The sequence below is a fragment of the Hespellia stercorisuis DSM 15480 genome, assembly GCF_900142165.1.
Classification (GTDB): Bacteria; Bacillota; Clostridia; order Lachnospirales; family Lachnospiraceae; genus Hespellia; species Hespellia stercorisuis.
The window spans coordinates 121,096-143,725 of sequence record NZ_FQZY01000005.1; the positions used below are offsets into that span (position 1 = coordinate 121,096).

Consider the following 22,630-nt stretch of genomic DNA (forward strand, 5'->3'; position numbering starts at 1 on the left):
GACCATCGCGCTGTCCTACAGCTTTGAATACCCAAAGCCGTTCACCAGCGCGTCCACTTTTCTTCCAGCCTGGCACAGCACACAGTCATGTGGTTTATATACCTGATAATTCGGAAGATCCGCCGCGCCGAACACGGTGTTCACCTCAAGACCCGCCACCTTTGATACGTTGCTGAATATGGAGCTGATTCCGCAAACACTTCCTCCGTAATACAGCACCGCATCGATTGCCTTATTGATCGTAGCTCCCGTCACCAGCATGGCTGTCAGAATCAGCACCTGCTGTCCCTCGATCAGACGTTTTTTGTCATCACGGAACATAATCTGGCCCAGCTGATTGAACTCCGGTGTCACAATGGAAATGTTCATCCCATCGTTGATGTAGCCGTGGTGCATATCCGACAGTTCTGCGGCCATAAATGCAGCAATCACATTGGTATCCCCCAGACACACAATGGTACTCACCGGCGTGTTCAGGTACTTCACCGCCAGCACCTTTGCGGTCTCTCTTGCATTGTTATGACGACACTTCACAGTAGACATGTCAATGTATGTATTCACATGTGCATTTGTGGTAACAAAATGTCCTGCCGCATACTTGATACGTGCTTTTGGATTTTTCTCTGATCGTAATATCTGTAATTTTTCTTCCATATGAACTGCTCCTTTCGTATTGGTTATCCGGTTTTGTATATTTTTAATTATAGCACATTACTACATTAAAATAACAGCCGTAAAATCTGCTATTTTGAAGATTTTGAACATCTGTGTTACTATTCACACGCAAGCTTGACACCTGCTGTCAAGCTATGCGCCAATCAAGTAAATGTTTCCATCATAAAAAGTTCGAAGGAATTTCCTGTGACAGAAAAAGCAGCCCCGCAAAAAATTGCGGGACTGCCTGACATTCAATATAAACTGTAATTGGATTAGTTATTGATGAGTTTCTCATCATCATTGTTCCAGCTGTACAGTTTTCTGATCTCAGCTCCAACCTTCTCTGATGGATGCTCTGCTGCGATGTTTCTCATAGCTCTGAAGTGAGCCTGTCCGCCTGCTGCTGACATGTCGAGTAAGAATTCTTTTGCAAAAGAACCATCCTGGATGTCTGAAAGGATCTTCTTCATTGTCTTCTTTGTCTCTTCTGTGATCAGTTTTGGTCCTGTTATGTAATCGCCGTACTCTGCTGTGTTAGAGATAGAGTATCTCATTCCTGCGAATCCAGACTGGTAGATTAAGTCTACGATCAGTTTCATCTCATGAATACACTCGAAGTAAGCGTTTCTCTCATCATATCCAGCTTCTACAAGAGTCTCGAAACCAGCCTGCATCAATGCACAAACACCACCACAAAGTACTGCCTGCTCTCCGAAGAGGTCTGTCTCTGTCTCTGTTCTGAATGTAGTCTCAAGAACACCTGCTCTTGCTCCACCGATTGCCAATGAATAAGCCAGAGCCATGTCAAGTGCTTTGCCAGAAGCGTCCTGCTGTACAGCTACGAGACAAGGAACTCCTTTGCCTGCCTGATACTCGCTGCGTACTGTATGTCCCGGTCCCTTAGGAGCGATCATGGTAACATCAACGTTTGCAGGTGGTACGATCTGTCCGAAGTGAATTGCAAAGCCGTGTGCGAACATCAGCATATTGCCTTCTTCCAGGTTTGGCTCGATATCTTTTTTGTACATAGCTGCCTGTTTCTCATCGTTGATCAGGATCATGATGATATCAGCTTTTTTAGCTGCTTCTGCCGCTGTGTATACTTCAAATCCCTGTTTCACAGCTTTGTCCCAGGACTTGCTGCCTTCATAGAGACCGATGATCACGTTACATCCTGACTCTTTTGCGTTCAGTGCATGTGCATGTCCCTGACTGCCGTAACCGATAACTGCGATTGTTTTACCTTCCAATAATGATAAATTACAATCTTCCTGATAATAAATTTTTGCTGCCATTTTTCGTTTCCTCCTAAAATTATGAAACATCATTGAATCATTAATAATATATAGTTAAAGGCACCCGCCTCTAGCTTCGGTTCTACTCGATGATCGTCACATCTTTGATTCCGCGGGCAAGTCCCGTAATTCCGGTCCTCGCAAGCTCCAAGATCTCATATCCATCCAACAGGTTCAGGAATGCTTCCAGCTTGGACTGATTCCCTGTGAGTTCAATCATCAGTGATTCCTTCTCCACATCAACCACCTTCGCTCTGAAAATATCTGCCACAGAGACAATCTCGGCTCTCTGTGTCGCGTTTGCACGAATCTTGACCATGATCAACTCACGGTACACGGCGTCATCATCCTTAAGAAGCTTGATCTCGACCACATCCTCCAGTTTACGTACCTGTTTTTCAATCTGTGAGAGAATCAGTTCATCTCCGCTGGAGACCACTGTAATTCTCGTAAACCTTGGATCCGCTGTTTTCCCCGCCGTAATACTGTCAATGCTGTATCCGCGTCTGCTGAATAATCCGGCAATCCTGCTCAATACACCTGGATTGTTGTCCACAATTAAAGAATATACTTGTCTTCTCATATTATTTCTCACTTTCTTTCAAAAACAGAGTGCGTTCTGTTTTTATATAATAGCAACTAACCGTCTCTTTGTCAAGCCGCTTTTATGAATTACATTACATTTCATCATTTTAAGATTAAATTTGATCAATCAAGCCATTTTTTTATCTTAAAATACCAGATTTCAATTAAAATTGTTGCAATACTGACAGCAATAATAATCCAATAGCCATACGGTGACTGCAATTCCGGCATATTGATAAAATTCATTCCATACCACCCCGCAATCAGCGTAAGCGGCATAAACACAGTAGTCACAACCGTCAGAAACTGCATGATTTTGTTCTGGCGGATATCGATCTGAGACTGGTACATCTCACGCAGCTGGATGGAGTATTCCTTCAACATCTGCACGTTCTCGCACAGCCTGCCCACTCTGTTCAGGAAAAAACTAAACAGTCTCTCATCCGCCTCACTCAGCAGACAGTTGTTCTGTTGGTCAAATGTGTCGCTCAAATCCAGCAATTGGCGATAATAAGATTCCATCACCAGGAGTTCCCTGCGTACATTTTGGATTTCTTCATTGAAATTGGGGAGTCCGTTCTTCATCAGTTCGTCCTCCATTCCCGCCAGTCTCTTTTCATAGTCCTGAAGAAAGATCACATCATCCTTGATAAGATATTCCATAAATTCAAACATCAGATGGCCGATAAATGTTTTTTCGAGTATCTGGGCATCCGCAAGCTCCTTGATTATGTGATCCACTGTATTTCCATCATCCACAAATACAAGAATACCTTTTTTCATGGAAAATCCGAAAGACCGCTCCCCGTGGATCAGATCTGCCTTATCCGGTATCACAAAGGTTCCGACTATACTGTCCCCGAACACATCCGCCTTGCAGTACTGCGCATTCTCAACGCTTTTAAGGAGCAGACGTTTATTCATACTGTCCGGGCATTTTTTGTACTCCGCCGACGTGATGGTCTCCACGATCACATCCTGTGGATCCGGTTTGCTGTCATAAAGTGGTGTTATTTTTCCGTCCAAACGATATTTCATCTCTCTCACCCCTCGCTTTTCTCTGCCATGATCTGATCGTGCAGATCATTCAGATAAACCCAGCGCTCCATTTTCTCTTCCAGCTGCTGCTCCGCCTCCGCTTTTTCTTCCATGATTTCGTTCAGCTTTCCGTACACGCTCGCGTTTTTGGCCGCATCTGCATCCAGCTGTTCAATCTTTTCTTCCAGGGTAGCGATCTCCTCGTCGATTCCCTCGAACTCCCGCTGCTCTTTGTAGCTGAACTTCAGTTTTCTGGCATGACCTCTTCCGGTGTCCGCAGACTTTTGATCTGTAAGTTGAGCGTCCGAAGAGTCCGCATTCACAGCTTTGGAATCCGTACAACCTCCGGATTTTCCTCCGGCTGCTGCACCGGAGGAGCCAGATGCCGCTCCGCTTGTCCCCGTACCTGGTTCCTCCGGTCTTGCCAGCAGATAGTCGGAATAGTTTCCCTCATACTGCTTCACCTCCCCCGCTCCTTCAAAAGAGAAAATACGCCGTACAATGCGATCCAGAAAATACCGGTCATGGGATACGGTGATCACAATGCCGTCAAAACTGTCCAGATAATCCTCCAGAATCGTCAGCGTCTGGATATCCAGATCATTGGTCGGCTCATCCAGAATCAGTACGTTTGGCGAGCTCATAAGGATTCGCAGCAAGTACAGCCTTCGCTTCTCCCCGCCGGAGAGTTTCCCGATTGGTGACCACTGTGCCGATCCCTCAAACAAAAATTTCTCCAGCATCTGGGATGCCGTAATCAGCCCATCCGTCGTCCGGATATACTCTCCCACCTCTTTCACATAATCAATGACGCGCATGGAATCGTCCAGTGCCTCATTCTCCTGGGAAAAGTAACCAACCCGGATTGTCTCCCCCGTCTCCACGGTGCCTTCATCCGGTGCCAGTTCTCCCGTAATAATCTTCAGGAGTGTGCTCTTACCGCATCCGTTCTCTCCGATGATCCCGATCCGGTCATTTTTCAGAAATATATAGGAATAATCCTGAATCAGCCGTTTGTCACCGTAGGCCTTGGAAATGTGTTCCAGTTCGATGGTCTTCTTCCCCATTCTGGAGGACACCGAGTTCATCGTCACCGTGCCGTCCTGCACCGGTGCCGCAGTATTCTGTAGCGCCTCAATCCGATCGATGTGTGCCTTCTGCTTTGTAGAGCGCGCTCTCGCCCCTCTGTGAAGCCATTCCAGCTCTGTGCGGAGAATGTTCTGCCGCTTTTTCTCGCCGGCAATCTCGATGTTTTGACGCTCCGCCTTCAGTGTCACATATTCCGAATAATTCCCCGGATAATTGTAGATCTTCGCCTTGTCCACCTCTACAATCCGCGTTGCCACACGATCCAGGAAATACCTGTCATGAGTCACCATGAGGATGGCACCCTTAAATGCGGTCAGATACTCCTCCAGCCAGGAAGATGTCTGCTCGTCCAGGTGGTTGGTCGGCTCGTCCAGCACCAGAATCTCCACCGGAGCCAGCAGCGTGTTCGCCAGCGCCACCCTCTTTTTCTGCCCACCGGAAAGGTGTTCAACCTTTTCAGAGTAATCTGGAAGTTCCAGACGCTGAATCATGATTTTTGCCTCGCTCTCGATGGACCATTCATTGATCTCACTGACATTGTCATGCAGCACAGCATCCAGAATTGTCATATCCTTCTCAAATACCGGGGTCTGCTGAAGATAGCGCAGCTTTACATTGCTGCCCTTGCTGATCTTTCCGTCATCCTCTTCCTCCAGACCTGCCGCAATTTTCAGCAGCGTGGATTTCCCGGTTCCATTGATTCCGATGACTCCAATTTTTTCATGTTCGTTTATACTAAAATCTACACGGTCAAGAAGAATCTTGTCCGTGTAGGCCTTGGTAATCTGTTCCATTGTTAATAAATTCATAGTCAGTCTTACTCTTTCTTGTAGTGCTTGTTCATAGTGCTTCCGTAGAGGAAGTGTCGGTGCAGATGTTTTCAACGCAGGAATTTCGTAAACGAAGTGCTTTGTTCTCTGCTCCATATTCGGACACAGCAGATGCAGGATTCCTGCATCTGCTGTCCAGTAAAGTGCTCCTTCTGTGTACTAGCCGCGGTATCCGTCCGGATTCTTTGACTGCCAGTTCCAGGAATCCCTGCACATCTCCTCGATTCCTCTCTCTGCAGCCCATCCCAGTTCATTCTTTGCCTTTGTCGCATCGGAATAGCAGGTAGCAATATCACCGGCACGGCGGGGTTTGATCTCATACGGAATCTCTTTTCCGCATGCCTTCTCATAAGCCTTCACCACATCAAGCACACTGTAGCCCACTCCGGTTCCAAGATTGTAAATGTTAACCCCGGTTGTCTCTTTCATCTTCTCGATTGCCTTCACATGTCCAACCGCCAAATCGACCACATGAATGTAATCTCTGACTCCGGTTCCATCCGGTGTATTGTAATCATTGCCAAACACACCGAGACACTTTAATTTACCGACTGCAACCTGTGCGATATAAGGCACCAGATTGTTCGGGATTCCCTTCGGATCCTCCCCGATCAGACCGGATTCATGTGCTCCGATCGGATTAAAGTAACGGAGAAGCATAATATTCCACTCCGGATCGCTGACGCTCAGATCAGTCAGTATCTGTTCCAGCATTCCCTTGGTCTGTCCGTATGGATTGGTGATGACCCCCTTCGGGCAGTTCTCTGTAATCGGAATCTCCGCCGGATCTCCGTAAACCGTTGCAGAAGAACTGAATACAATGTTTTTGCATCCATGTTTTCTCATGACATCACAGAGAATCAGCGTACCTGTGATATTGTTATGGTAGTATTCCCATGGCTTCTCCACAGACTCTCCCACTGCTTTGAGGCCCGCAAAGTTAATGACCGCATCGATATCCTCTTTCGCAAACACTTCCTCCAGATCCTCACGGTTGAGGCAGTCTCCTTTATAGAACTTTGCTCTTTTCCCCGTAATTTCTTCCACACGGTCCAAAGCAACCTCACTTGAATTATAGAGATTGTCAAATACAATGACCTCATATCCTCGGTTCAGCAATTCCACGCAGGTATGACTTCCAATATATCCTGCTCCTCCAGCAACTAAAATAGCCATTTCTTTTTCTCCTTTTTCTATACGAATGTATTCATCTGTTCTCAATCCGCTGTCCTGTCAGACACAGGTTAATCCCACAGTTTCTCCGGGTATAATCCCTTCGTTTTCAATTGTCTGATTGCCTCAACGACAACCGCCTTATCCTCTTTGTAAGTCACGCCATACCACTTGTCAGAAGATTTCAGAACCTCCACGGTTGCCTTATTCTCCTGAAGAAGTTCCCCGACTACCGTCGGAAGAAAATATTCACATTTCAGAGGATTTTTCTTCAGGTTTTCCTCCAAAAACAGCGGGAAGCGTTCTTTTAGCTCCTTCAAAATACTCTTTGAAAAGCCAAACATATTCATGGAAACCGTGGATTCCGGCGAAATTTCTGTCCATGTTGCACCGTTGTCCTCCGTAAAGCGGGCTCCGTCGCCGCATTTTTCAATATGCGTTCTCTCACATATATTGACCAGATAGCCCTTCTCATCCATCTCGCAGACACCTCTTGCCACATGCCCGTTCTCGGTCAGCGTGTTCTTCAGAATATATCCCACCATGGTGTAGCGGTATTTTTCATCGTCCTCATGGTCTGCCAGATAATCGTAGATCACCTGCAATGCATGCTGTCCATAGTAATCGTCGGCGTTAATGACTGCAAATGGCCCGTCGATTGCATCGATACAACTGAGAATGGCATGACCTGTTCCAAAAGGTTTTACTCTTCCCTCCGGGACCTCAAAGCCCTCCGGAATATTGTGAAGATCCTGGAATACATAAGAAACCTCCATCTGTTCACTCATGCGGTTTCCGATGCACTCTCTGAAATCCGCTTCATTTTCTTTTTTAATAATAAAAATCACTTTTTCAAACCCTGCTTTTTTTGCATCGTAAATGGAAAAGTCCATAATAATATGTCCCTGCTCATCCACCGGGTCTATTTGTTTCAATCCGCCGTAACGACTCCCCATTCCGGCTGCCATAATCACAAGTACTGGTTTTTTCATCATTGTTACCTCCAATTCACCTATTGTTTTATTTGTGTATTAAATTGATAGTTGTAAGGTGCTCTGACCTTTTCATGATATACCTTTTCATGTAGTTCTGTCCACAGTTTTTCTAAAGAATCCTCCCCTTCCTTCAAATCATCCAGCACAAAATCGCCTCCTCCCAGCAATTGATACGCCTTCTCACTCTCCCCAATCTGGTTTAACGCCAGTGCCTGATCAAGCTGTAGTCTTGCCTCCCCGGCCAGATTTTTCGGCCTTTGTGCATAATCCTCAAGCAGTGCCTCATATCCCTTTGCATGCAGCAGAATCTTGTATGCATCCCGGATATACGACAAATCCTCCCCGCACATAGCAAGCCCTCTCCTGATATATTTTATCGATTTTTTTTGATTTTTTTTCTGTGCCTCTATGATTGAAAGCGCATGGTACGCCCATGGGTTTTTCCGGATATCCAGTGATTTTTCCAGCCACTCCTGCGCCGGCTCATACTGCCCGCGGCAAAGATAGATCACTCCCAGCTGATAACAGCTGTACCAGTTTTTATTTTTCTTCTTTTTGCAGAATTTCTGAAGTGCCTCAAAAATCGTGTCTTCATTTGTGTAGTCCCGCGGTCTGCAATCCGGTTCCGGTTCCGGGAATCTGTTTTTCTGCAGCAGCTGTACCCACTCCTCCTGCTCCGTCTGTGTCTCACCAAAGTCCAGATGTTCCTCCAGCGGTTTTTCTCCCCGCTTCTGTCTGCACAGGTTTTCAAGTGCACCCGCGCCATTTCCGGTCTGCACAAGCCTTGCGCTCCGTTTTGCCATCCGTCTGGTCCGGCAGAGCACGGTATCCGGCTTTCTCTGGTCTGCTTCCGTCTCCACCCGGTACTGCACCACATCCCTCAGTTTTTCATAAGACTGGCTTACTGCGCTCTCCTCGATCCGGATTGGTCCGTACTGCTCCAGCCACTCCCAGGCGGTATGCGGTGCCATGGGAATACAGCCGTACTGCGTCTTACCCAGTCCGCCCTGTACCTCCACATAGGGACCTGCCTTGTCTGTGAGCCATTCCTGCCAGTGAGCCGAAGCCTCATTATTGCCCCAGGAAAACAGCTTTCTGCTCTGCAGCCTCTCTGTTGACAGATGCAGAAGTCCGTACCCCTTCCGGTTCACATTGGCCAGAAATTTAGGCTCACCGGCCGGTATGTTGAAGAAATAATCCGTCTGGAGAGGTATCTCCTCATACCGGGAAATGTCGACTCCGTCGACGATTGGAATCCCTGTCTTATGAACGCCGGATGCATCATTTGTGTATGCCTCTGCCGCCGGAACAACAATCCTCCCCCCCGGGTACTGAGGCACCGCCGTGTTGCTCCACCAGTACATGGGAATCACCTCACTGTTCGGATTCACGATCCGCATCCGACAGTTCAAAAACGTATCCTCAGCGCCAAGCCAGAAGTCCATCTGATAAGTCACCCTCCGGATCCGCTCGTATTCATACATGCGAAGCACCGGATTATGTTCGTCGTCCTCAAGCTGTGCCACGAAAACCGGTTCCATCGTGAACGGGGAATGGCCGATGATGCTGATATTCCATTCTGTTCCGCCGCTGAACCAGGCATTTCTCGTCGCGAGATTGCTGGGACGGATCACGTCGTTCGTATACAGGAGGTTTTCTCCTGTCACTTTGTCAATTAATTTCCACAGCCTTCCCCCATACTCTATCAGGAACTCTGCCCTCAGAAAATCATTTTCCAGAATCGCGATCCGAACCTTTTTCCGACGGCATTCCCTATGATAGCAATGATAGGCCCTGTATGGAAAAGCCGTCGCAACCCTCCCGTAGTTTTCATAAATTTCATCGTTCTCGTCCAGGGAACACGAAAGATTTCCTTCCCCTTCGAGAACTCTGGAAATATCGGGTACCGATGACGGTTCTCCCTTCTCACTGACCGGAATTTCCATAAACTCAAAACGTAATTCTGACATTGCTGCACCTCCTTGTACGTTATCTTTACATGTTTGTTTTTCTATCCGTTCTTCCTATCATTCTAGTACATCCACTCCCAAAATGCTTTATACTATATTTTGTCAAACTTGCACTATTATTTTCTTTTTCTTGCAAAAATCTACTGTATGTTTTATGATAACCATATGTATTCCCATACAAAGGAGAAGACCACCATGGCATACGAAGGTATCATATTAGCCGATGAACTCAAGATTGAAGAAATCTTCAGCATCCATTATTTTGAATATATGAATAATTTTTCTTTCGAGGGGGAAACCCACGATTTCTGGGAGTTTATCTGTGTCGACAAAGGAGAAGTAAACATTCAGGCGGGGGAGAAGCATCTCACTCTGACCAAAGGCAACATCGCGTTCCACAAGCCCAACCAGTTTCATAATGTGACGACCAACGGAACAAGCGCTCCCAATCTGGTCGTCATCTCTTTCCGCTGTACTGCCCCCTGCATGAAGCACTTTGAAGATCGCGTTCTGCAGATGAGCGAGGTGGACCGCACACTCATCGCCAAAACATTAACGAGGCCAAGCGCTGTCTCGCTTCTCCGTTTAATAACCCTTACACCCAGAAGCTCCAGCTGGTGGAGGAGCCTTATTTCGGCTCCCAGCAGTTGATTCGGATCTATCTGGAAGAGCTGCTGATCCACATGATTCGCGGACAGTTTCTGTCCCAGCCAAGCTCACAACCGGTAAAATCTGTCAAGCAGAAGAATGACAACGAGGCATATCAACGGATCACTACGTATCTGGAAGAACATATCAGGGAGCACCTCACCATCGAGATCATCTGTCGTGAGAATATGATCAGCCGCTCTCAGATCCAGAAATTATTCCGTGAGCGGAACGACTGTGGGATCATTGATTACTTCTCCAGACTGAAAATTGAGCTTGCGAAGCAGATCATACGCCAGAATCACCACAATTTCACGCAGATCGCTGAGTTTCTCGGTTACAACAGCATCCACTATTTCTCGAGGCAGTTCAAAAAGATCACAGGCATGACGCCCTCCGAGTATTCCTCCTCCATAAAGATTTTTACCGATTAAAACAGGAGGCGAAACTATCCGCAATGGATAATTCCGCCTCCTTTCCTGAGAAATCCCTACAGCCACCATCCGGAGGGCTGTACTTCCCAATCTGTCTTTTCCCTTCCACTCCATGACACTGCTTCTTAATAAAAATCAGCTTCCATATTTCTCTACGATCTTTGTCATGGTATCCCACTTATTTTCCATATCCTGCACCAGCTTAAACTGCGTTCTGCATCGATCCAGGTTATGTCCTTCGCGGTGAATCTTAAAGTAGTGGTCCCCATCCAGATAGTCGGTAAGGAATCTCATACCACACTCAAACGTCATAAGCTTTGCTCCCGCCGCAAGCAGAGAAACCTCTGTATCTGTAAGCTTTCCCTCACAGCCTTTCAGATATCCCTTCACGTAGCACTCAAACAGTGCCATATCACAGCTGACTTTCTCAAGATCCCGCTCATCCTCCGCCGCCGTGCTTGCTCCAAACCGAATGGAATCGCCAAAATCGTTTACCGCAAATCCCGGCATCACTGTGTCCAAGTCAATAACACAGACAGCTTTTCCGGTACAGTTGTCGATCATGATATTGTTCAGCTTCGTATCGTTATGGGTTACGCGAAGCGGCAGCTTGCCGGCCTGGAACATATCCGGCAGAATGTGGATAAGTTCTTCTCTCTGAAGTACGAAATTAATCTCTTCCTGCACAGCGGATGCACGCCCGCACACATCTGCCTGCACCACTTTCTTAAATGTCTCAAACCTGGAGGCCGTATCATGAAATCCTACAATCGTCTCATATAACGTATCTGCCGGATAATCCGACAACAGCATCTGAAAATGTCCAAATGCATAAGCACTCTCGTAGAAATCCTCTTCTTTTTCCACCTTCTCGAAGCAGGTTGCCCCTTCGATGAAAAAATATGCTCTCCAGTAACTTCCGATAGAGTCCTTATAAAAAGGCTTGCCATCCTTTGTCAGGATAATGTTCAAAGTCTCTCTGTCCGGGTCCCCGTTGTTTGCAATAATCTGCTTTTTTAAATATGAAGTCACACCCAGAATATTCGCCATAACCTCTTCCGGCTTTTTGAAGATCTCATTATTCAGCCTCTGCAGAATCACTCTGTGATTCCCCATATCAGGCTGGGAGAAAACCAGCAGAAACGTGTCGTTGATGTGACCATTACCATAAGGCGTGGCACTCTCCAGTTTTCCTACAAACCGGAAATTGCTAATTGCCTCTTCTCTTTTTGAACATGCATACTCTCTATCCATCGTACCTTCCTCTCCATATGCTCATAATTAGCCTTTGATTCCGCCTGTAACACCACCGATGATTTTTTCTGACAAGAAGATATACAATATAAATGTCGGTAAAAATACGATGATAACCGCTGCGAACATACCAGCCCAGTCTCCGGTGTACTTCATGGAGTTGATCATGCCGTACAGACCTACGGCTACTGGTTTCAGCTTGTCTGAGTTTGCGAAAATCAGTGACAGGAAGTACTCATTCCAGATATTGATAAAGTTAAAAATTGTAACGGTAGCCAGCCCTGACTGTGCCATCGGGAACATGATCTTCCAGAAAGTCTTGGTCGGAGGACACCCGTCGATTGCCGCCGCTTCTTCATAAGTCTTCGATATATTACTGAAAAACGTCAGAAGGAATATGGTCGTATACGGAATATTGATTCCGACATACAGGAAAATCAGCAGTATCTTATTTGCAAAGATATTGTTCAGAACCCCCATTGCGGAAATCATGGAGAACAAAGGCAGTACCACCATGATAACCGGCACGCCCATTGCGGATACAAATCCAGTCTGGATTGCCTTGTTTCCAAGGAATGTAAATCTGGATAATATGTATGCAGCCGGTGCACAGATCAGAATCAAAAGTACACAGGACACAGCCGAGTAAACAAGGGAGTTCGTAAAGAACGTAGATACGTTTCCTCCACTCCAGGCCTTCGCATAATTTTCAAAGTGAAAGCCGGTTGCAAATTTCAACGCATTTCCCTGATAGATTTCTTTTGTGGTGGAAAAACTTGCCGCGAAAACCCATCCAAGTAAAACAACCGTAAACAGCACCCATACGATCAGAATAATATAGCCGGGAGTAAGTTTGGCTTCGGTTTTCCAATTGATCTTTTTATATTCTTTTTTTTCTTTCGCCATCTCTCATCCCCCCTAAAATTCCAGTTCATCATCTTTGATGAACTTATTACAGAGTGTAAATATAATTACCACACAGATACTCAGTATCACTCCGACTGCCGCGCCGACACCGGCATCATGCTCCGTCACGGAGTTACCGGCTCCGAATACCTTCGTGTACATGTACACCATCGGCGTGATGGTCTTTGTATCCGCCGTCACACTCGAAAACAGCTGTGACCAGAGGAAGAACGCAACCGAGCTCACACTCCACATGGTGATATTGGTCTTGAATACGCCTTTCAGCAGAGGAAGTGTCATGTAGCGGAACTGAGCTGGCTTATTTGCTCCATCGATTGTAGCCGCCTCAAACAGTTCCGGGCTGATTCGCTCAATTCCACTGGTCCAGATCAGCATGTGATAGCCAATCATACCAAAGCAATACGCAACCAGCAGTGCACCAAATTTATGTTCATTGTCCAGCCACTGTACCTTGGACATACTTTCCCAACCTATTTTCTCGAAAAATGTTTTAATCAGTCCAAATTTCGGGCTGTATACGTACTGCAGCCACATGGTTGCAAGAGCAACCGCACTCACGATGTTCGGCAGATAAATTACCGCACGGAAAAACTTTTTACCTCTGATACCGCTTGTCAGCACAACTGCAAGCAAAAGTGAAATCGACATAACGATGATTCCGCCATACAGCCAGATCTTGGCCAGATTTACCATAGATGTTCTAAATAAACTTGTACTAAATAATTTTGTGTAATTTCCTATACCAATAAACTGCCATTTGCTCATCGGATCTGTCACACCTGTGATATTGAAAAAGCTCATGGTCAACGTACGAATAATCGGATACAGGAAAATCAGGCAGAATAAAATCACCGCAGGTGCCAGAAAAGTAATAATCATTGCTTTATTTTTTTTCAAATCCGTAGCCTCCTCTTACCTATGCCAGACAGACAATCCTTATTTCTGATTCCGCCTGTTATAAAAATATGGTGGCAGCGCCCTAATCACGATGCCACCATATTATATTGCATATTGCTATCTTTACTTATTAACTTACTTGCTCGCTGCTGTCATCGCATCTACGAATCCCTGTGCGTCAATTGTTCCAGCCATCAGTTTGATGAAGTTCTCTTTGATTACCGGTGTCATATCGTCGTTGCTCTCGATACCTACTGCCCATGAATAGCGAACTGCACAACTCTCCATTACAGGTTTTACGCTCTGTACAAGTTCCGGCCACTCTGTGTTTGATGTATCTGCAGGGATACCATTGGACTCTGTCGCAAGTTTCTCATCGTACTCACCCTTTGTGATCTTGCAGATCAGATCGAATGCTTCCTGTCCTAATTTAGAATCTTTGTTGATTGCAAATACCTGTGCGCCGTAGTTTGCTGCATCGATTCCTGTAGCTGTATCTGTTGCGCCCTCTGTTACTGCAGGGTAGCTGAAGCATCCCCAGTTGAAATCCTCACCTGCTGTGTCAGCAACTTCGTTTGGCAGCCATGAACCATTTAAGTACATTGCAACTTCACCGAGTGCCAGTTCTGAGTTCTGACCTGCTGGCCATACATTAGATCCGATGTTCTCTGAGAAGTATCCTTTTTCAGCTAACGCCTGATAATCCTGAGCCATCTGAAGTACAACCGGGTCATCCCACTTGCCATCTTTTACGATTTCTTTTACTTTATCTTCGCCTGCTAATCTTCCCATGTGATATCCGATCATACAATCTGCATATGCATCGTCACATGTGATTGGTGTGATTCCGGCATCTTTTAATTTCTGGCATACAGCAAGGAACTCGTCCCATGTCTTTGGCTCTTCCTTGATTCCAGCCTGCTCAAACAAATCTTTATTATAGAAGAATGCAAATACGTTTGGCTGGTAAGGAATAGACTTTAATGTTCCGGTTTCCTCGCCATCCTTCTTCGCTGCATCTCTACAAGCCTGCATCAGACCTGCATTTGCGGTAGCCTCATAATCAGCAGCCTTCGCATATTCTTCCAGGTCCATTGTGTAATCGCCCCATGAGCCATTTACACGATCGATATCTTCATCGAATAAGTCGATGTGTGTTCCTGCGTCCAATGCTGCCTGCAGACCTTCACGCTGTCCGGTACGGCCCTTGAACTGAACGTCAACTTTTACACCTGTGTCTTCGGTGTAAGCGTCAACCGCTTCCTTGATTGCGATTCCCTGTGGCTCTGTAGCCTCCCACATAGACCAGTAAACCAGAGTGTCATCAGATACCTTGGAATCTGCTGTTGCTGCTGTTGAGCCACTGTCTGAGTTTCCGCTGCCACCACATCCGGCCAGCATGGTTCCCACCATTGCTGCACATAAAAGTGCACTTAAAACTTTCTTTTTCATACTTTTCCTCCTTTTGTGTTTAATTGTCACACAATTGATTTGTTAAATTCATTATACCACGTCATGCATGAATTTATTTATCTTATTTGCCGCTTATTTTGTACAATCTGCTCACTTTTTCCATTTTTATTCATAATTCTTTTACATTTTGTTCATCACAGCGTTTCAGTTCATTAAAAGAATGCTTACATTTCACGCCAGAGAATCTCTCCTCCATTCAGTGTGAGTTCTTCCTTCGCGCCGTCTCCGTCATAGAACCACGTCTTTTGTGCCTCCCCCGAGTTGTTGAGGATTGCATATTTGTTTTTCTCCGGATAGACATTGACTTCACAGTACATGTTTGTGACGTTCCACCGCTCCCACTCCTGTTCTTTCCCAGCCGCATAGTAGAGACTCCGCATCAGCAGACGCGTGTTCTCAAAGCTGTATGGCAGGCCTGCGATATAGACGCCTCTTCCTTTTCCATAGGCATGGCTTGCGATATGCACCTCATTGTCTGAATACTCAATAATCTCTGTGTCCTGATCCAGGGCGTACACATTTTTCATGCTCTCTCCGAAATCAAACGCTTCTGTTCTGTCTTCTGTGATGAAATGCTGCTCCATCTGTGTTTTAAAATATTTGTCCGTGGACAGTGTGAAGCCCAGTTCCTTGTCCACCCCCATGATTTCCGCCAGCTGGAAAAATCTTCCGCCTTTTTCATATGCACTCGGTTCCCCGATGCCGACAAATCCACCGCCGCTGTACACCCAGGCTCTCACTGCGGAGACAATTTCCTCCTCGCCCCATCTTCTTCCACCGGAAAATGCTGTTTCTGCATCCCCCACATTGATAATGACATCCAGGCTGTCCAATGTTTCTTCCGTCAGATCTTCAAAGCTGATAAAAGAGACGTCCACCGCTGCGCCGCTTAAGCACTCCAGAACTCCCAGATAGGAGTAGATCTGTTTGTACCACAGTGCATGGGCGACCATGAAGGTCTGCCATGACCGCAGTTTTCCCCAGCAGTTCAGGATTCCGACCCGGATTCCTGCATAGGGTCTGCTCCCGCCGATATTGTCATAGAGCAGACGAAACTCATCCGCCACGCCCGCAATGTAATCGATAAATTTCGGGAATTTATAAGCCAGGCTCAGATATCCGCCATATCCGATCCGATCCACCGGCTTTCTCATGATGGCTCTTCTCGAGCGGAGCCAGTTTACCTGTGCCTCGATGCTCGGATCATTTCCCTCGTAGAACGCGGTCGGGAAAAAGTAGGGCAGGAATCTTCCTTCGGTGTACTTCACATGCGGAATCTCTGAAATCAGCCGGAGCGTCACGCCGCAGCCGACACTTCCGCCGACACTTCCCACCACCGCGTCCAGACCAATCTGCTCAAAATACGGTCCGTAGGGTTCTGTACCAATCCAGTTGTCGCCGAGAAACATCATTGCCTCGCGCCCTGCATCATGCACCAGTTTCACAAGCTCCGCTGCCTTTTCTGCCACAAACCGCTGGATGAAATCCATGTAATCCAGATATGGTTTCGTCGGCACTCTGAACGTGGAATTGTAGTATCCGTTGTCCACGATGTCTTCCGGACGGAGCGCATAGCCGTACTCTGCCTCAAACTCCTCCAGTGCTTTCACCGACACCGTAGCGCCATAGCCAAACCAGTCCACAAACTTTTCCTTGGCCTCGCTGTTGAACACCAGCGTAAAATGATAAAAGAAAGTCGTAAACCGCACCACATCTACATTTGGATTGTCGATCAGCCATTGCTTCAAATACTCCTTTGCAAACGTATCCGAGTTGGCATACCTTACATCAAACGGAATGTCGTGCGGTACATCGCCCCAGTCATTGGTAATGTGATTATACATCTGTGTAGGATCCCAGACAGCGTACACCAGAAATGACACCGTGTATTCGTGAAACGGCACTGCATTTCTCACTACCACCTGATTTTCTTCCTGCCGCACGTCCCAGTCCTCGGCCAGGACCACCTGATCCGCTGTTCTGTCAATCACTTCCCACCAACGCTTTACGTCGTGCACATAATCCGGTGCCACCTGCTCGTCATAATATCCATCCATAAACGAGAGTTCCACCTGATCCGCCGTCGCCAGCGCTCTCTTCGACATCAGATAAAGCTGCTGGCACTCCTCCATATGCTCTTTTGCAAACTCATTGTGCCCGCGGGACACAAAATACGTCTCATAGATCTTTGCATCCAACGCCTTCGTCGCCGCATCCAGCTTCGTTCCGTCACTATCCCGGAGGGCATCTGCCCCAAGACGATCCAGCATCTCCTTCGTCTCCTCCAGAAAATTTGACTCACTCGGAAGAGTTACCCGTCCTCTTTTCCGATCCATACTTTTTTCTTTCATCACTTTCTCCTCCACATCTGTATTTTAATCATAAAACCACGTTTCCGGTTACTCCATTCATATCTGTCCATTTAAAATCAGTGTAAAGTCTTGTTTCATAATTAGCAATTCACAATCGATGCATTAATTTGTACAATCGGACGAACCAGCGAAACTCTCGTCCAAAGTACGGTCACACCAGTGAACATTTTTATCCTGCACGCAGCGCACATCCCCCAGATAGTTTTCACATAATAGAAAATTCGAAATACTTTTCTATTATGTGAAAAAAGGCAGGTTCCTCATTGGGAACCTGCCTTTATATCTGTATATGATTTTATGTCCTAGAACTTGCCGTCCTTTGCTGCTTCCTCTACAGAAACTGCAACTGCAACAGTCATACCTACCATCGGGTTGTTACCTGCACCGATCAGACCCATCATCTCTACGTGAGCCGGAACAGATGAAGAACCTGCGAACTGTGCATCTGAGTGCATACGTCCCATAGTATCTGTCATACCATAAGAAGCAGGACCTGCAGCCATGTTATCCGGATGAAGTGTACGTCCTGTACCACCGCCTGATGCTACTGAGAAGTACTTCTTACCCTGCTCGATACATTCTTTTTTGTATGTACCTGCAACCGGATGCTGGAATCTTGTCGGGTTTGTTGAGTTACCTGTGATAGAAACGTCAACGCCTTCTTTGTGCATGATTGCAACACCTTCTGTTACGTCGTTAGCGCCGTAGCAGTTAACCTTTGCACGAAGTCCCTCAGAATATGGTTTTCTGAATACTTCTTTTACTTCACCCTTAAAGTAATCCATCTCTGTCTCAACATATGTGAATCCGTTGATACGTGCGATTACCTGTGCAGCATCTTTTCCAAGACCGTTCAGGATAACACGAAGTGGTTCTTTACGAACTTTGTTTGCTTTCTCAGCGATACCGATTGCGCCCTCTGCTGCTGCAAATGACTCATGACCAGCCAGGAATGCGAAACATTTGGTATCATCTTCCAGTAACATCTTACCAAGGTTACCATGTCCAAGACCAACTTTACGCTGATCTGCTACAGATCCCGGGATACAGAAAGCCTGAAGGCCTTCTCCGATTGCTGCTGCTGCATCTGCTGCGCGTCTGCAGTCCTTTTTGATTGCGATTGCTGCGCCTACTGTGTAAGCCCATTTTGCATTCTCAAAGCAGATTGGCTGAATGCCTTCGATCTGATGATATACGTCCAGACCTGCTGCTTTTGTAATCTCTGCACATTCCTCGATGGAAGAAATGCCATAGCCTTTGAGTGTTTCCAAAATTTGTTTTTCACGTCTTTCATATGATTCAAATAAAGCCATTATCTATTTCCTCCTTCTATTATTCTTTACGTGGGTCAATAATCTTAACTGCATCTGCAACACGACCATACTGACCTTTAGATTTTTCAAGTGCGTCTTCAGCTTTGTCTCCGGCTTTCATGAAGTCCATGAATTTTCCGAAGTTAATGAACTGATATCCGATGATCATGCCCTCAGCATCCAAAGCGATACCTGTAACATAACCTTCAGCCATTTCAAGATAACGAGGACCCTTTGCAAGAGTTCCGTACATTGTACCAACCTGTGAACGAAGTCCTTTTCCAAGGTCTTCCAGACCAGCTCCTACTACAAGACCATTCTCAGAGAATGCACTCTGTGTACGTCCGTATACGATCTGCAGGAAGAGTTCTCTCATTGCTGTATTGATAGCATCACAAACCAAGTCTGTGTTAAGTGCCTCTAATAATGTAAGTCCCGGTAAAATCTCTGAACACATAGCTGCTGAATGTGTCATTCCAGAACATCCGATTGTTTCAACCAATGCCTCCTGGATAATACCTTCTTTTACATTCAGTGTCAGTTTACATGCTCCCTGCTGAGGTGCACACCAGCCGATACCATGTGTAAATCCGTTGATATCTTTGATTTCTTTTGATTTTACCCATTTTCCTTCTTCAGGAATTGGAGCGGCGCCATGTTTCACGCCCTGTGCAACTGGACACATCATTTCTACTTCATGTGAATAAATCATGTTAAGACTCCTTTCAAATATGTATGTTTTCTTCTATGTAATGCTTGATAATACTTTAACACCACATTCGACTTATTTTCTCACAAAACCAAACATTCGTCAACTAAAAGAACCTCTTTTTGCACATTGACGCGCATTCTGTAAATATTAAAGAGATACTTGAGAACAGACTTCACGCAAGAAAGCAGATCTTTTCGATCTGCTCTCCTGTTTTCTCTATACTGTCTGCTTCTTTTTTTATTGATTTACTTTTGCCGGTTCACTTTTTTACCGGTTCATCTCTTCCCAGAGAATCTCCAGTGCCCTGTTCACTGCGCTGTGGCGGATCTCACTCCGGTTTCCCGTAAAATGACATTCCACGTCCGTCACCCTGCCGTTCACATAACACCCGATATAAACCATTCCAACCGGTTTGTCCACTGTTCCGCCTCCCGGTCCTGCGATTCCGGTCGTGCTCAGCGCCACATCCGCATGCGCCGCATGTGCCGCGCCTTCCGCCATCTGCTGTGCCGTCTGTGAACTGACGGCTCCGTATGTCTTTAATACCTCATGAGATACACCGAGAACTCTTTCCTTCGCTTCATTGGAATACGTCACATGTGCTTCATTCAGAACATCCGATGCCCCGGGTACATCGACGATTGTTCCGGACAGCAGTCCTCCGGTACAAGATTCCGCCGTTGTGATGGCCCATCCTCTTTTGGCGAGTTCCTCCACGATCCGCTCCTCAAGCAGGTATCCCTTTTTTTCTAATCCAGACATCCTACATGCCTCCCTGCGTCAGAACCTGTACATTCTTCGCCACATAATCCACCAGTGAAATCACGGTGAGCGCAAGTGCCACCCACACCAAAACCGCAGCGAGGATATCAAACACACCACCCAGATCGGCGATCAAAAGAATGATCATGGCCATCTGAGATACCGTCTTAAACTTGCCCCAGTAGCTTGCGGCGATCACGATTCCGTTATCAGAAGCCACCAAACGGAACCCGCTGATGATAAACTCACGGGCAACAATGATGATGACAACCCAGGAAGCCAGTCTTCCGAGATCGATCAGACAGATCATCGCTGAACATACCAGCAGTTTGTCTGCAAGCGGGTCCATGAACTTTCCAAAATTGGTAACCAGATTATATTTTCTGGCAATCTTTCCGTCCAGCAGATCCGTCAGACTCGCCACACAGAAAATCACAAGTGCAATCCATTTGTTGGCTTCGCCGCCCAGAGTCGGGATCAGCATAAATACTACAAAAAAGGGAATCATCAAAATCCTCAGTACTGTCAGTTTATTTGGTAAATTCATTCTACCAGTCCTCCTATCAAATCATAATCCAACGCTCCGGTCACCTTCACTCTCGCGAAATCGCCGGACATCAGTTCTGCATCTGTATTTACGAAAATCAGTCCGTCCACATTCGGTGCGTCCCGGTAAGTCCTGCCCACATAGGCATTCTCGTCCGCCACCTTTCCTTCGATCATGACGAGCAGCTCCCTGCCGATCATGTCCTCCGCCTTGTCAAATGCAATGTCCTGCTGCAGCTCCATCAGCTCCGCCTGGCGGTCCTCCTTCACAGATTCCTCAACCTGATCCGGCATCACTGCCGCCGGTGTGTCCTCCTCCGGTGAATACGTGAATACGCCCAGACGATCAAATTCCATCTCATCCACGAATGCCATCAATTCCTCGTGCTGCTCTTTTGTCTCCCCAGGAAAGCCCGTAATCAGCGTAGTGCGCAGTGAAATCTCCGGGATCTCTCTTCGGAGCTTTTCGATGATATCGATCAGCTCCTGTTTGGAGGTTCTTCTTCCCATTCTCTTCAGAATATCATCGCTGGCATGCTGAATCGGGAGATCCAGATACTTGCAGATCTTGTCCTCTTTTTTCATAACCTGAATCAGTTCGTCCGTAATTTCTTCCGGATAACAGTACAGCACACGGATCCAATAGAGTCCGTCAATTTTGCACAGTTCCTCCAAAAGCTGCGGCAGCCGCTTCTCCCCATATATATCCTGCCCGTAGAGCGTCGTCTCCTGGGCAACCAGAATCAGCTCCCTCACGCCTCCCTCGGCAAGCTCTCTGGCCTCCGACAACAGCCGCTCCATGGGAACGCTACGGAAATCACCGCGAATCTTCGGGATAATGCAGTACGTACAGTGCTTGTCACACCCCTCCGCGATTTTAAGATATGCGAAATGCCCGCCCGTCGTCACCAGTCTCTTTGTATCCACCTGGGGCAGCGCATCCAAACTCTCCATCTGTACGCAGGTGTGCCCTGCAAGTGCCTCGTCCACCGCCTCCAGTATCTTGTCGTATGACGCGGTTCCAAGCACAGCGTCCACCTCAGGAATCTCATCGATGATCTCCTGTTTGTAGCGCTCCGCCATGCATCCGGTCACGATCAGCGCCTTCAGGACGCCTTCTTTTTTATACGCAGCCATCTCCAGAATATTCTGGATGCTCTCCTCCTTGGCATCGTGGATAAAACAGCAGGTATTAATCACAATAATGTCCGCCTGCGTCTCATCGTCGATCATCTGGTATCCTCTCGATGCCAGCATGCCAAGCATCACTTCCGTGTCGACCAGATTTTTATCACAGCCGAGCGAAATAAATAATATATTCATCTTTTTCTCCATAAACAAAATAGTCCGTAAACAGTCATAGAAGCAGATACCTTTCGGCACCTGCCTCTCGCTTTTTATGATTCTTTTTTATTCTTCTTCCGTCTCTTCTTCTGCGATGATTTTGATTTTACCCTTGTTCAGCTCATCGATTGCGATCGACAGAGGTTTTTCGCCCTCCACGGTATTGACTAACGGCATCTCGCCGTCAATCAGCTGTCTCGCTCTCTTGGATGTTGCCAGCACAATGGAATAACGGCTGTTTACGATTTTGGTATCGCCCTCTTCCACATCGGCATTGACTACTTTCATTAAGTCACTGTATGATGGATGTAACATA

19 protein-coding genes and 1 pseudogene are annotated in these 22,630 nt (G+C 46.6%); 1 reads left to right on the forward strand and 19 read right to left on the reverse strand.

Annotation, left to right across the window (positions count from 1 at the left end):
• Positions 1-15: 15 nt before the first annotated feature.
• The 8 genes from BUB85_RS00575 to BUB85_RS00610 form a co-directional block, all read right to left on the reverse strand.
• The gene (locus tag BUB85_RS00575; protein WP_073103702.1) at positions 16-654 is read right to left on the reverse strand and encodes a phosphoribosyltransferase; all 639 of its coding nucleotides are present in this window, start codon (positions 652-654) and stop codon (positions 16-18) included.
• Between the two features lie 275 nt (positions 655-929).
• Positions 930-1,952, reverse strand: a complete 1,023-nt coding sequence (gene ilvC / locus BUB85_RS00580) for a ketol-acid reductoisomerase (RefSeq protein WP_073103704.1) — start codon at positions 1,950-1,952, stop codon at positions 930-932.
• 82 nt (positions 1,953-2,034) lie between these two features.
• Complete coding sequence (ilvN, locus tag BUB85_RS00585; RefSeq protein ID WP_073103706.1) at positions 2,035-2,535, reverse strand: acetolactate synthase small subunit; 501 nt, start codon at positions 2,533-2,535, stop codon at positions 2,035-2,037.
• 125 nt (positions 2,536-2,660) lie between these two features.
• Positions 2,661-3,575 carry a magnesium transporter CorA family protein gene (locus tag BUB85_RS00590; protein WP_073103709.1) on the reverse strand — a complete coding sequence of 305 codons (915 nt, stop codon included), beginning with the start codon at positions 3,573-3,575 and terminating at the stop codon, positions 2,661-2,663.
• Positions 3,576-3,580: 5 nt separating this feature from the next.
• Positions 3,581-5,473: an ABC-F family ATP-binding cassette domain-containing protein gene (locus BUB85_RS00595; protein ID WP_073103711.1), complete on the reverse strand. Its 1,893-nt coding sequence runs from the start codon at positions 5,471-5,473 to the stop codon at positions 3,581-3,583.
• A 180-nt stretch (positions 5,474-5,653) separates the two neighbouring features.
• Positions 5,654-6,670 (reverse strand): UDP-glucose 4-epimerase GalE, encoded by a 1,017-nt coding sequence (gene galE / locus BUB85_RS00600; RefSeq protein WP_073103713.1) that lies wholly within the window; start codon positions 6,668-6,670, stop codon positions 5,654-5,656.
• Positions 6,671-6,738: 68 nt separating this feature from the next.
• Positions 6,739-7,659: a nucleotidyltransferase family protein gene (locus tag BUB85_RS00605; RefSeq protein ID WP_073103883.1), complete on the reverse strand. Its 921-nt coding sequence runs from the start codon at positions 7,657-7,659 to the stop codon at positions 6,739-6,741.
• 20 nt (positions 7,660-7,679) lie between these two features.
• The gene (locus BUB85_RS00610; protein WP_073103715.1) at positions 7,680-9,632 is read right to left on the reverse strand and encodes a DUF5107 domain-containing protein; all 1,953 of its coding nucleotides are present in this window, start codon (positions 9,630-9,632) and stop codon (positions 7,680-7,682) included.
• Positions 9,633-9,827: 195 nt separating this feature from the next.
• Between BUB85_RS00610 and BUB85_RS22400 the strand changes: the two are divergent.
• Positions 9,828-10,714, forward strand: a pseudogene (locus BUB85_RS22400) (AraC family transcriptional regulator).
• 135 nt (positions 10,715-10,849) lie between these two features.
• Here the strand turns inward: BUB85_RS22400 and BUB85_RS00620 are convergent.
• The 11 genes from BUB85_RS00620 to rpoZ form a co-directional block, all read right to left on the reverse strand.
• Positions 10,850-11,968, reverse strand: coding sequence for a phosphotransferase enzyme family protein (locus tag BUB85_RS00620; RefSeq protein WP_073103717.1), 1,119 nt, complete (start codon positions 11,966-11,968; stop codon positions 10,850-10,852).
• Between the two features lie 27 nt (positions 11,969-11,995).
• A complete protein-coding gene (locus BUB85_RS00625) occupies positions 11,996-12,874 on the reverse strand; it encodes a carbohydrate ABC transporter permease (RefSeq protein WP_073103719.1) in 879 nt (292 codons plus the stop codon).
• A gap of 12 nt (positions 12,875-12,886) precedes the next feature.
• Complete coding sequence (locus BUB85_RS00630) at positions 12,887-13,792, reverse strand: carbohydrate ABC transporter permease (RefSeq protein ID WP_073103724.1); 906 nt, start codon at positions 13,790-13,792, stop codon at positions 12,887-12,889.
• A 135-nt stretch (positions 13,793-13,927) separates the two neighbouring features.
• The gene (locus BUB85_RS00635) at positions 13,928-15,244 is read right to left on the reverse strand and encodes an ABC transporter substrate-binding protein (protein ID WP_073103728.1); all 1,317 of its coding nucleotides are present in this window, start codon (positions 15,242-15,244) and stop codon (positions 13,928-13,930) included.
• Between the two features lie 185 nt (positions 15,245-15,429).
• The gene (gnpA, locus tag BUB85_RS00640) at positions 15,430-17,601 is read right to left on the reverse strand and encodes a 1,3-beta-galactosyl-N-acetylhexosamine phosphorylase (protein WP_073103885.1); all 2,172 of its coding nucleotides are present in this window, start codon (positions 17,599-17,601) and stop codon (positions 15,430-15,432) included.
• Between the two features lie 338 nt (positions 17,602-17,939).
• Positions 17,940-18,950, reverse strand: a complete 1,011-nt coding sequence (locus tag BUB85_RS00645; RefSeq protein WP_073103731.1) for a GGGtGRT protein — start codon at positions 18,948-18,950, stop codon at positions 17,940-17,942.
• Positions 18,951-18,969: 19 nt separating this feature from the next.
• The gene (locus BUB85_RS00650; protein WP_073103735.1) at positions 18,970-19,662 is read right to left on the reverse strand and encodes an iron-sulfur cluster assembly scaffold protein; all 693 of its coding nucleotides are present in this window, start codon (positions 19,660-19,662) and stop codon (positions 18,970-18,972) included.
• Between the two features lie 267 nt (positions 19,663-19,929).
• Entirely contained in the window at positions 19,930-20,424 is a 495-nt protein-coding gene (locus tag BUB85_RS00655) for a CinA family protein (protein WP_073103737.1), read from the reverse strand.
• Position 20,425: 1 nt separating this feature from the next.
• Positions 20,426-20,971: a CDP-diacylglycerol--glycerol-3-phosphate 3-phosphatidyltransferase gene (pgsA, locus tag BUB85_RS00660; protein ID WP_073103739.1), complete on the reverse strand. Its 546-nt coding sequence runs from the start codon at positions 20,969-20,971 to the stop codon at positions 20,426-20,428.
• Entirely contained in the window at positions 20,968-22,293 is a 1,326-nt protein-coding gene (gene rimO, locus BUB85_RS00665) for a 30S ribosomal protein S12 methylthiotransferase RimO (protein WP_073103741.1), read from the reverse strand. The genes pgsA and rimO overlap by 4 nt, the downstream gene beginning before the upstream one ends.
• An 87-nt stretch (positions 22,294-22,380) precedes the next feature.
• Positions 22,381-22,629, reverse strand: a complete 249-nt coding sequence (gene rpoZ / locus BUB85_RS00670) for a DNA-directed RNA polymerase subunit omega (RefSeq protein WP_073103745.1) — start codon at positions 22,627-22,629, stop codon at positions 22,381-22,383.
• Between the last annotated feature and the right edge of the window lies 1 nt (position 22,630).

What these genes read in the sequence shown, in the direction of transcription:
- BUB85_RS00575 (WP_073103702.1), bottom strand. Translation starts at nt 654, where the DNA reads ATGGAAGAAAAATTACAGATATTACGATCAGAGAAAAATCCAAAAGCA.
- ilvC (WP_073103704.1), bottom strand. Translation starts at nt 1,952, where the DNA reads ATGGCAGCAAAAATTTATTATCAGGAAGATTGTAATTTATCATTATTG.
- ilvN (WP_073103706.1), bottom strand. Translation starts at nt 2,535, where the DNA reads ATGAGAAGACAAGTATATTCTTTAATTGTGGACAACAATCCAGGTGTA.
- BUB85_RS00590 (WP_073103709.1), bottom strand. Translation starts at nt 3,575, where the DNA reads ATGAAATATCGTTTGGACGGAAAAATAACACCACTTTATGACAGCAAA.
- BUB85_RS00595 (WP_073103711.1), bottom strand. Translation starts at nt 5,473, where the DNA reads ATGAATTTATTAACAATGGAACAGATTACCAAGGCCTACACGGACAAG.
- galE (WP_073103713.1), bottom strand. Translation starts at nt 6,670, where the DNA reads ATGGCTATTTTAGTTGCTGGAGGAGCAGGATATATTGGAAGTCATACC.
- BUB85_RS00605 (WP_073103883.1), bottom strand. Translation starts at nt 7,659, where the DNA reads ATGAAAAAACCAGTACTTGTGATTATGGCAGCCGGAATGGGGAGTCGT.
- BUB85_RS00610 (WP_073103715.1), bottom strand. Translation starts at nt 9,632, where the DNA reads ATGTCAGAATTACGTTTTGAGTTTATGGAAATTCCGGTCAGTGAGAAG.
- BUB85_RS00620 (WP_073103717.1), bottom strand. Translation starts at nt 11,968, where the DNA reads ATGGATAGAGAGTATGCATGTTCAAAAAGAGAAGAGGCAATTAGCAAT.
- BUB85_RS00625 (WP_073103719.1), bottom strand. Translation starts at nt 12,874, where the DNA reads ATGGCGAAAGAAAAAAAAGAATATAAAAAGATCAATTGGAAAACCGAA.
- BUB85_RS00635 (WP_073103728.1), bottom strand. Translation starts at nt 15,244, where the DNA reads ATGAAAAAGAAAGTTTTAAGTGCACTTTTATGTGCAGCAATGGTGGGA.
- gnpA (WP_073103885.1), bottom strand. Translation starts at nt 17,601, where the DNA reads ATGGATCGGAAAAGAGGACGGGTAACTCTTCCGAGTGAGTCAAATTTT.
- BUB85_RS00645 (WP_073103731.1), bottom strand. Translation starts at nt 18,950, where the DNA reads ATGGCTTTATTTGAATCATATGAAAGACGTGAAAAACAAATTTTGGAA.
- BUB85_RS00650 (WP_073103735.1), bottom strand. Translation starts at nt 19,662, where the DNA reads ATGATTTATTCACATGAAGTAGAAATGATGTGTCCAGTTGCACAGGGC.
- BUB85_RS00655 (WP_073103737.1), bottom strand. Translation starts at nt 20,424, where the DNA reads ATGTCTGGATTAGAAAAAAAGGGATACCTGCTTGAGGAGCGGATCGTG.
- pgsA (WP_073103739.1), bottom strand. Translation starts at nt 20,971, where the DNA reads ATGAATTTACCAAATAAACTGACAGTACTGAGGATTTTGATGATTCCC.
- rimO (WP_073103741.1), bottom strand. Translation starts at nt 22,293, where the DNA reads ATGAATATATTATTTATTTCGCTCGGCTGTGATAAAAATCTGGTCGAC.
- rpoZ (WP_073103745.1), bottom strand. Translation starts at nt 22,629, where the DNA reads ATGTTACATCCATCATACAGTGACTTAATGAAAGTAGTCAATGCCGAT.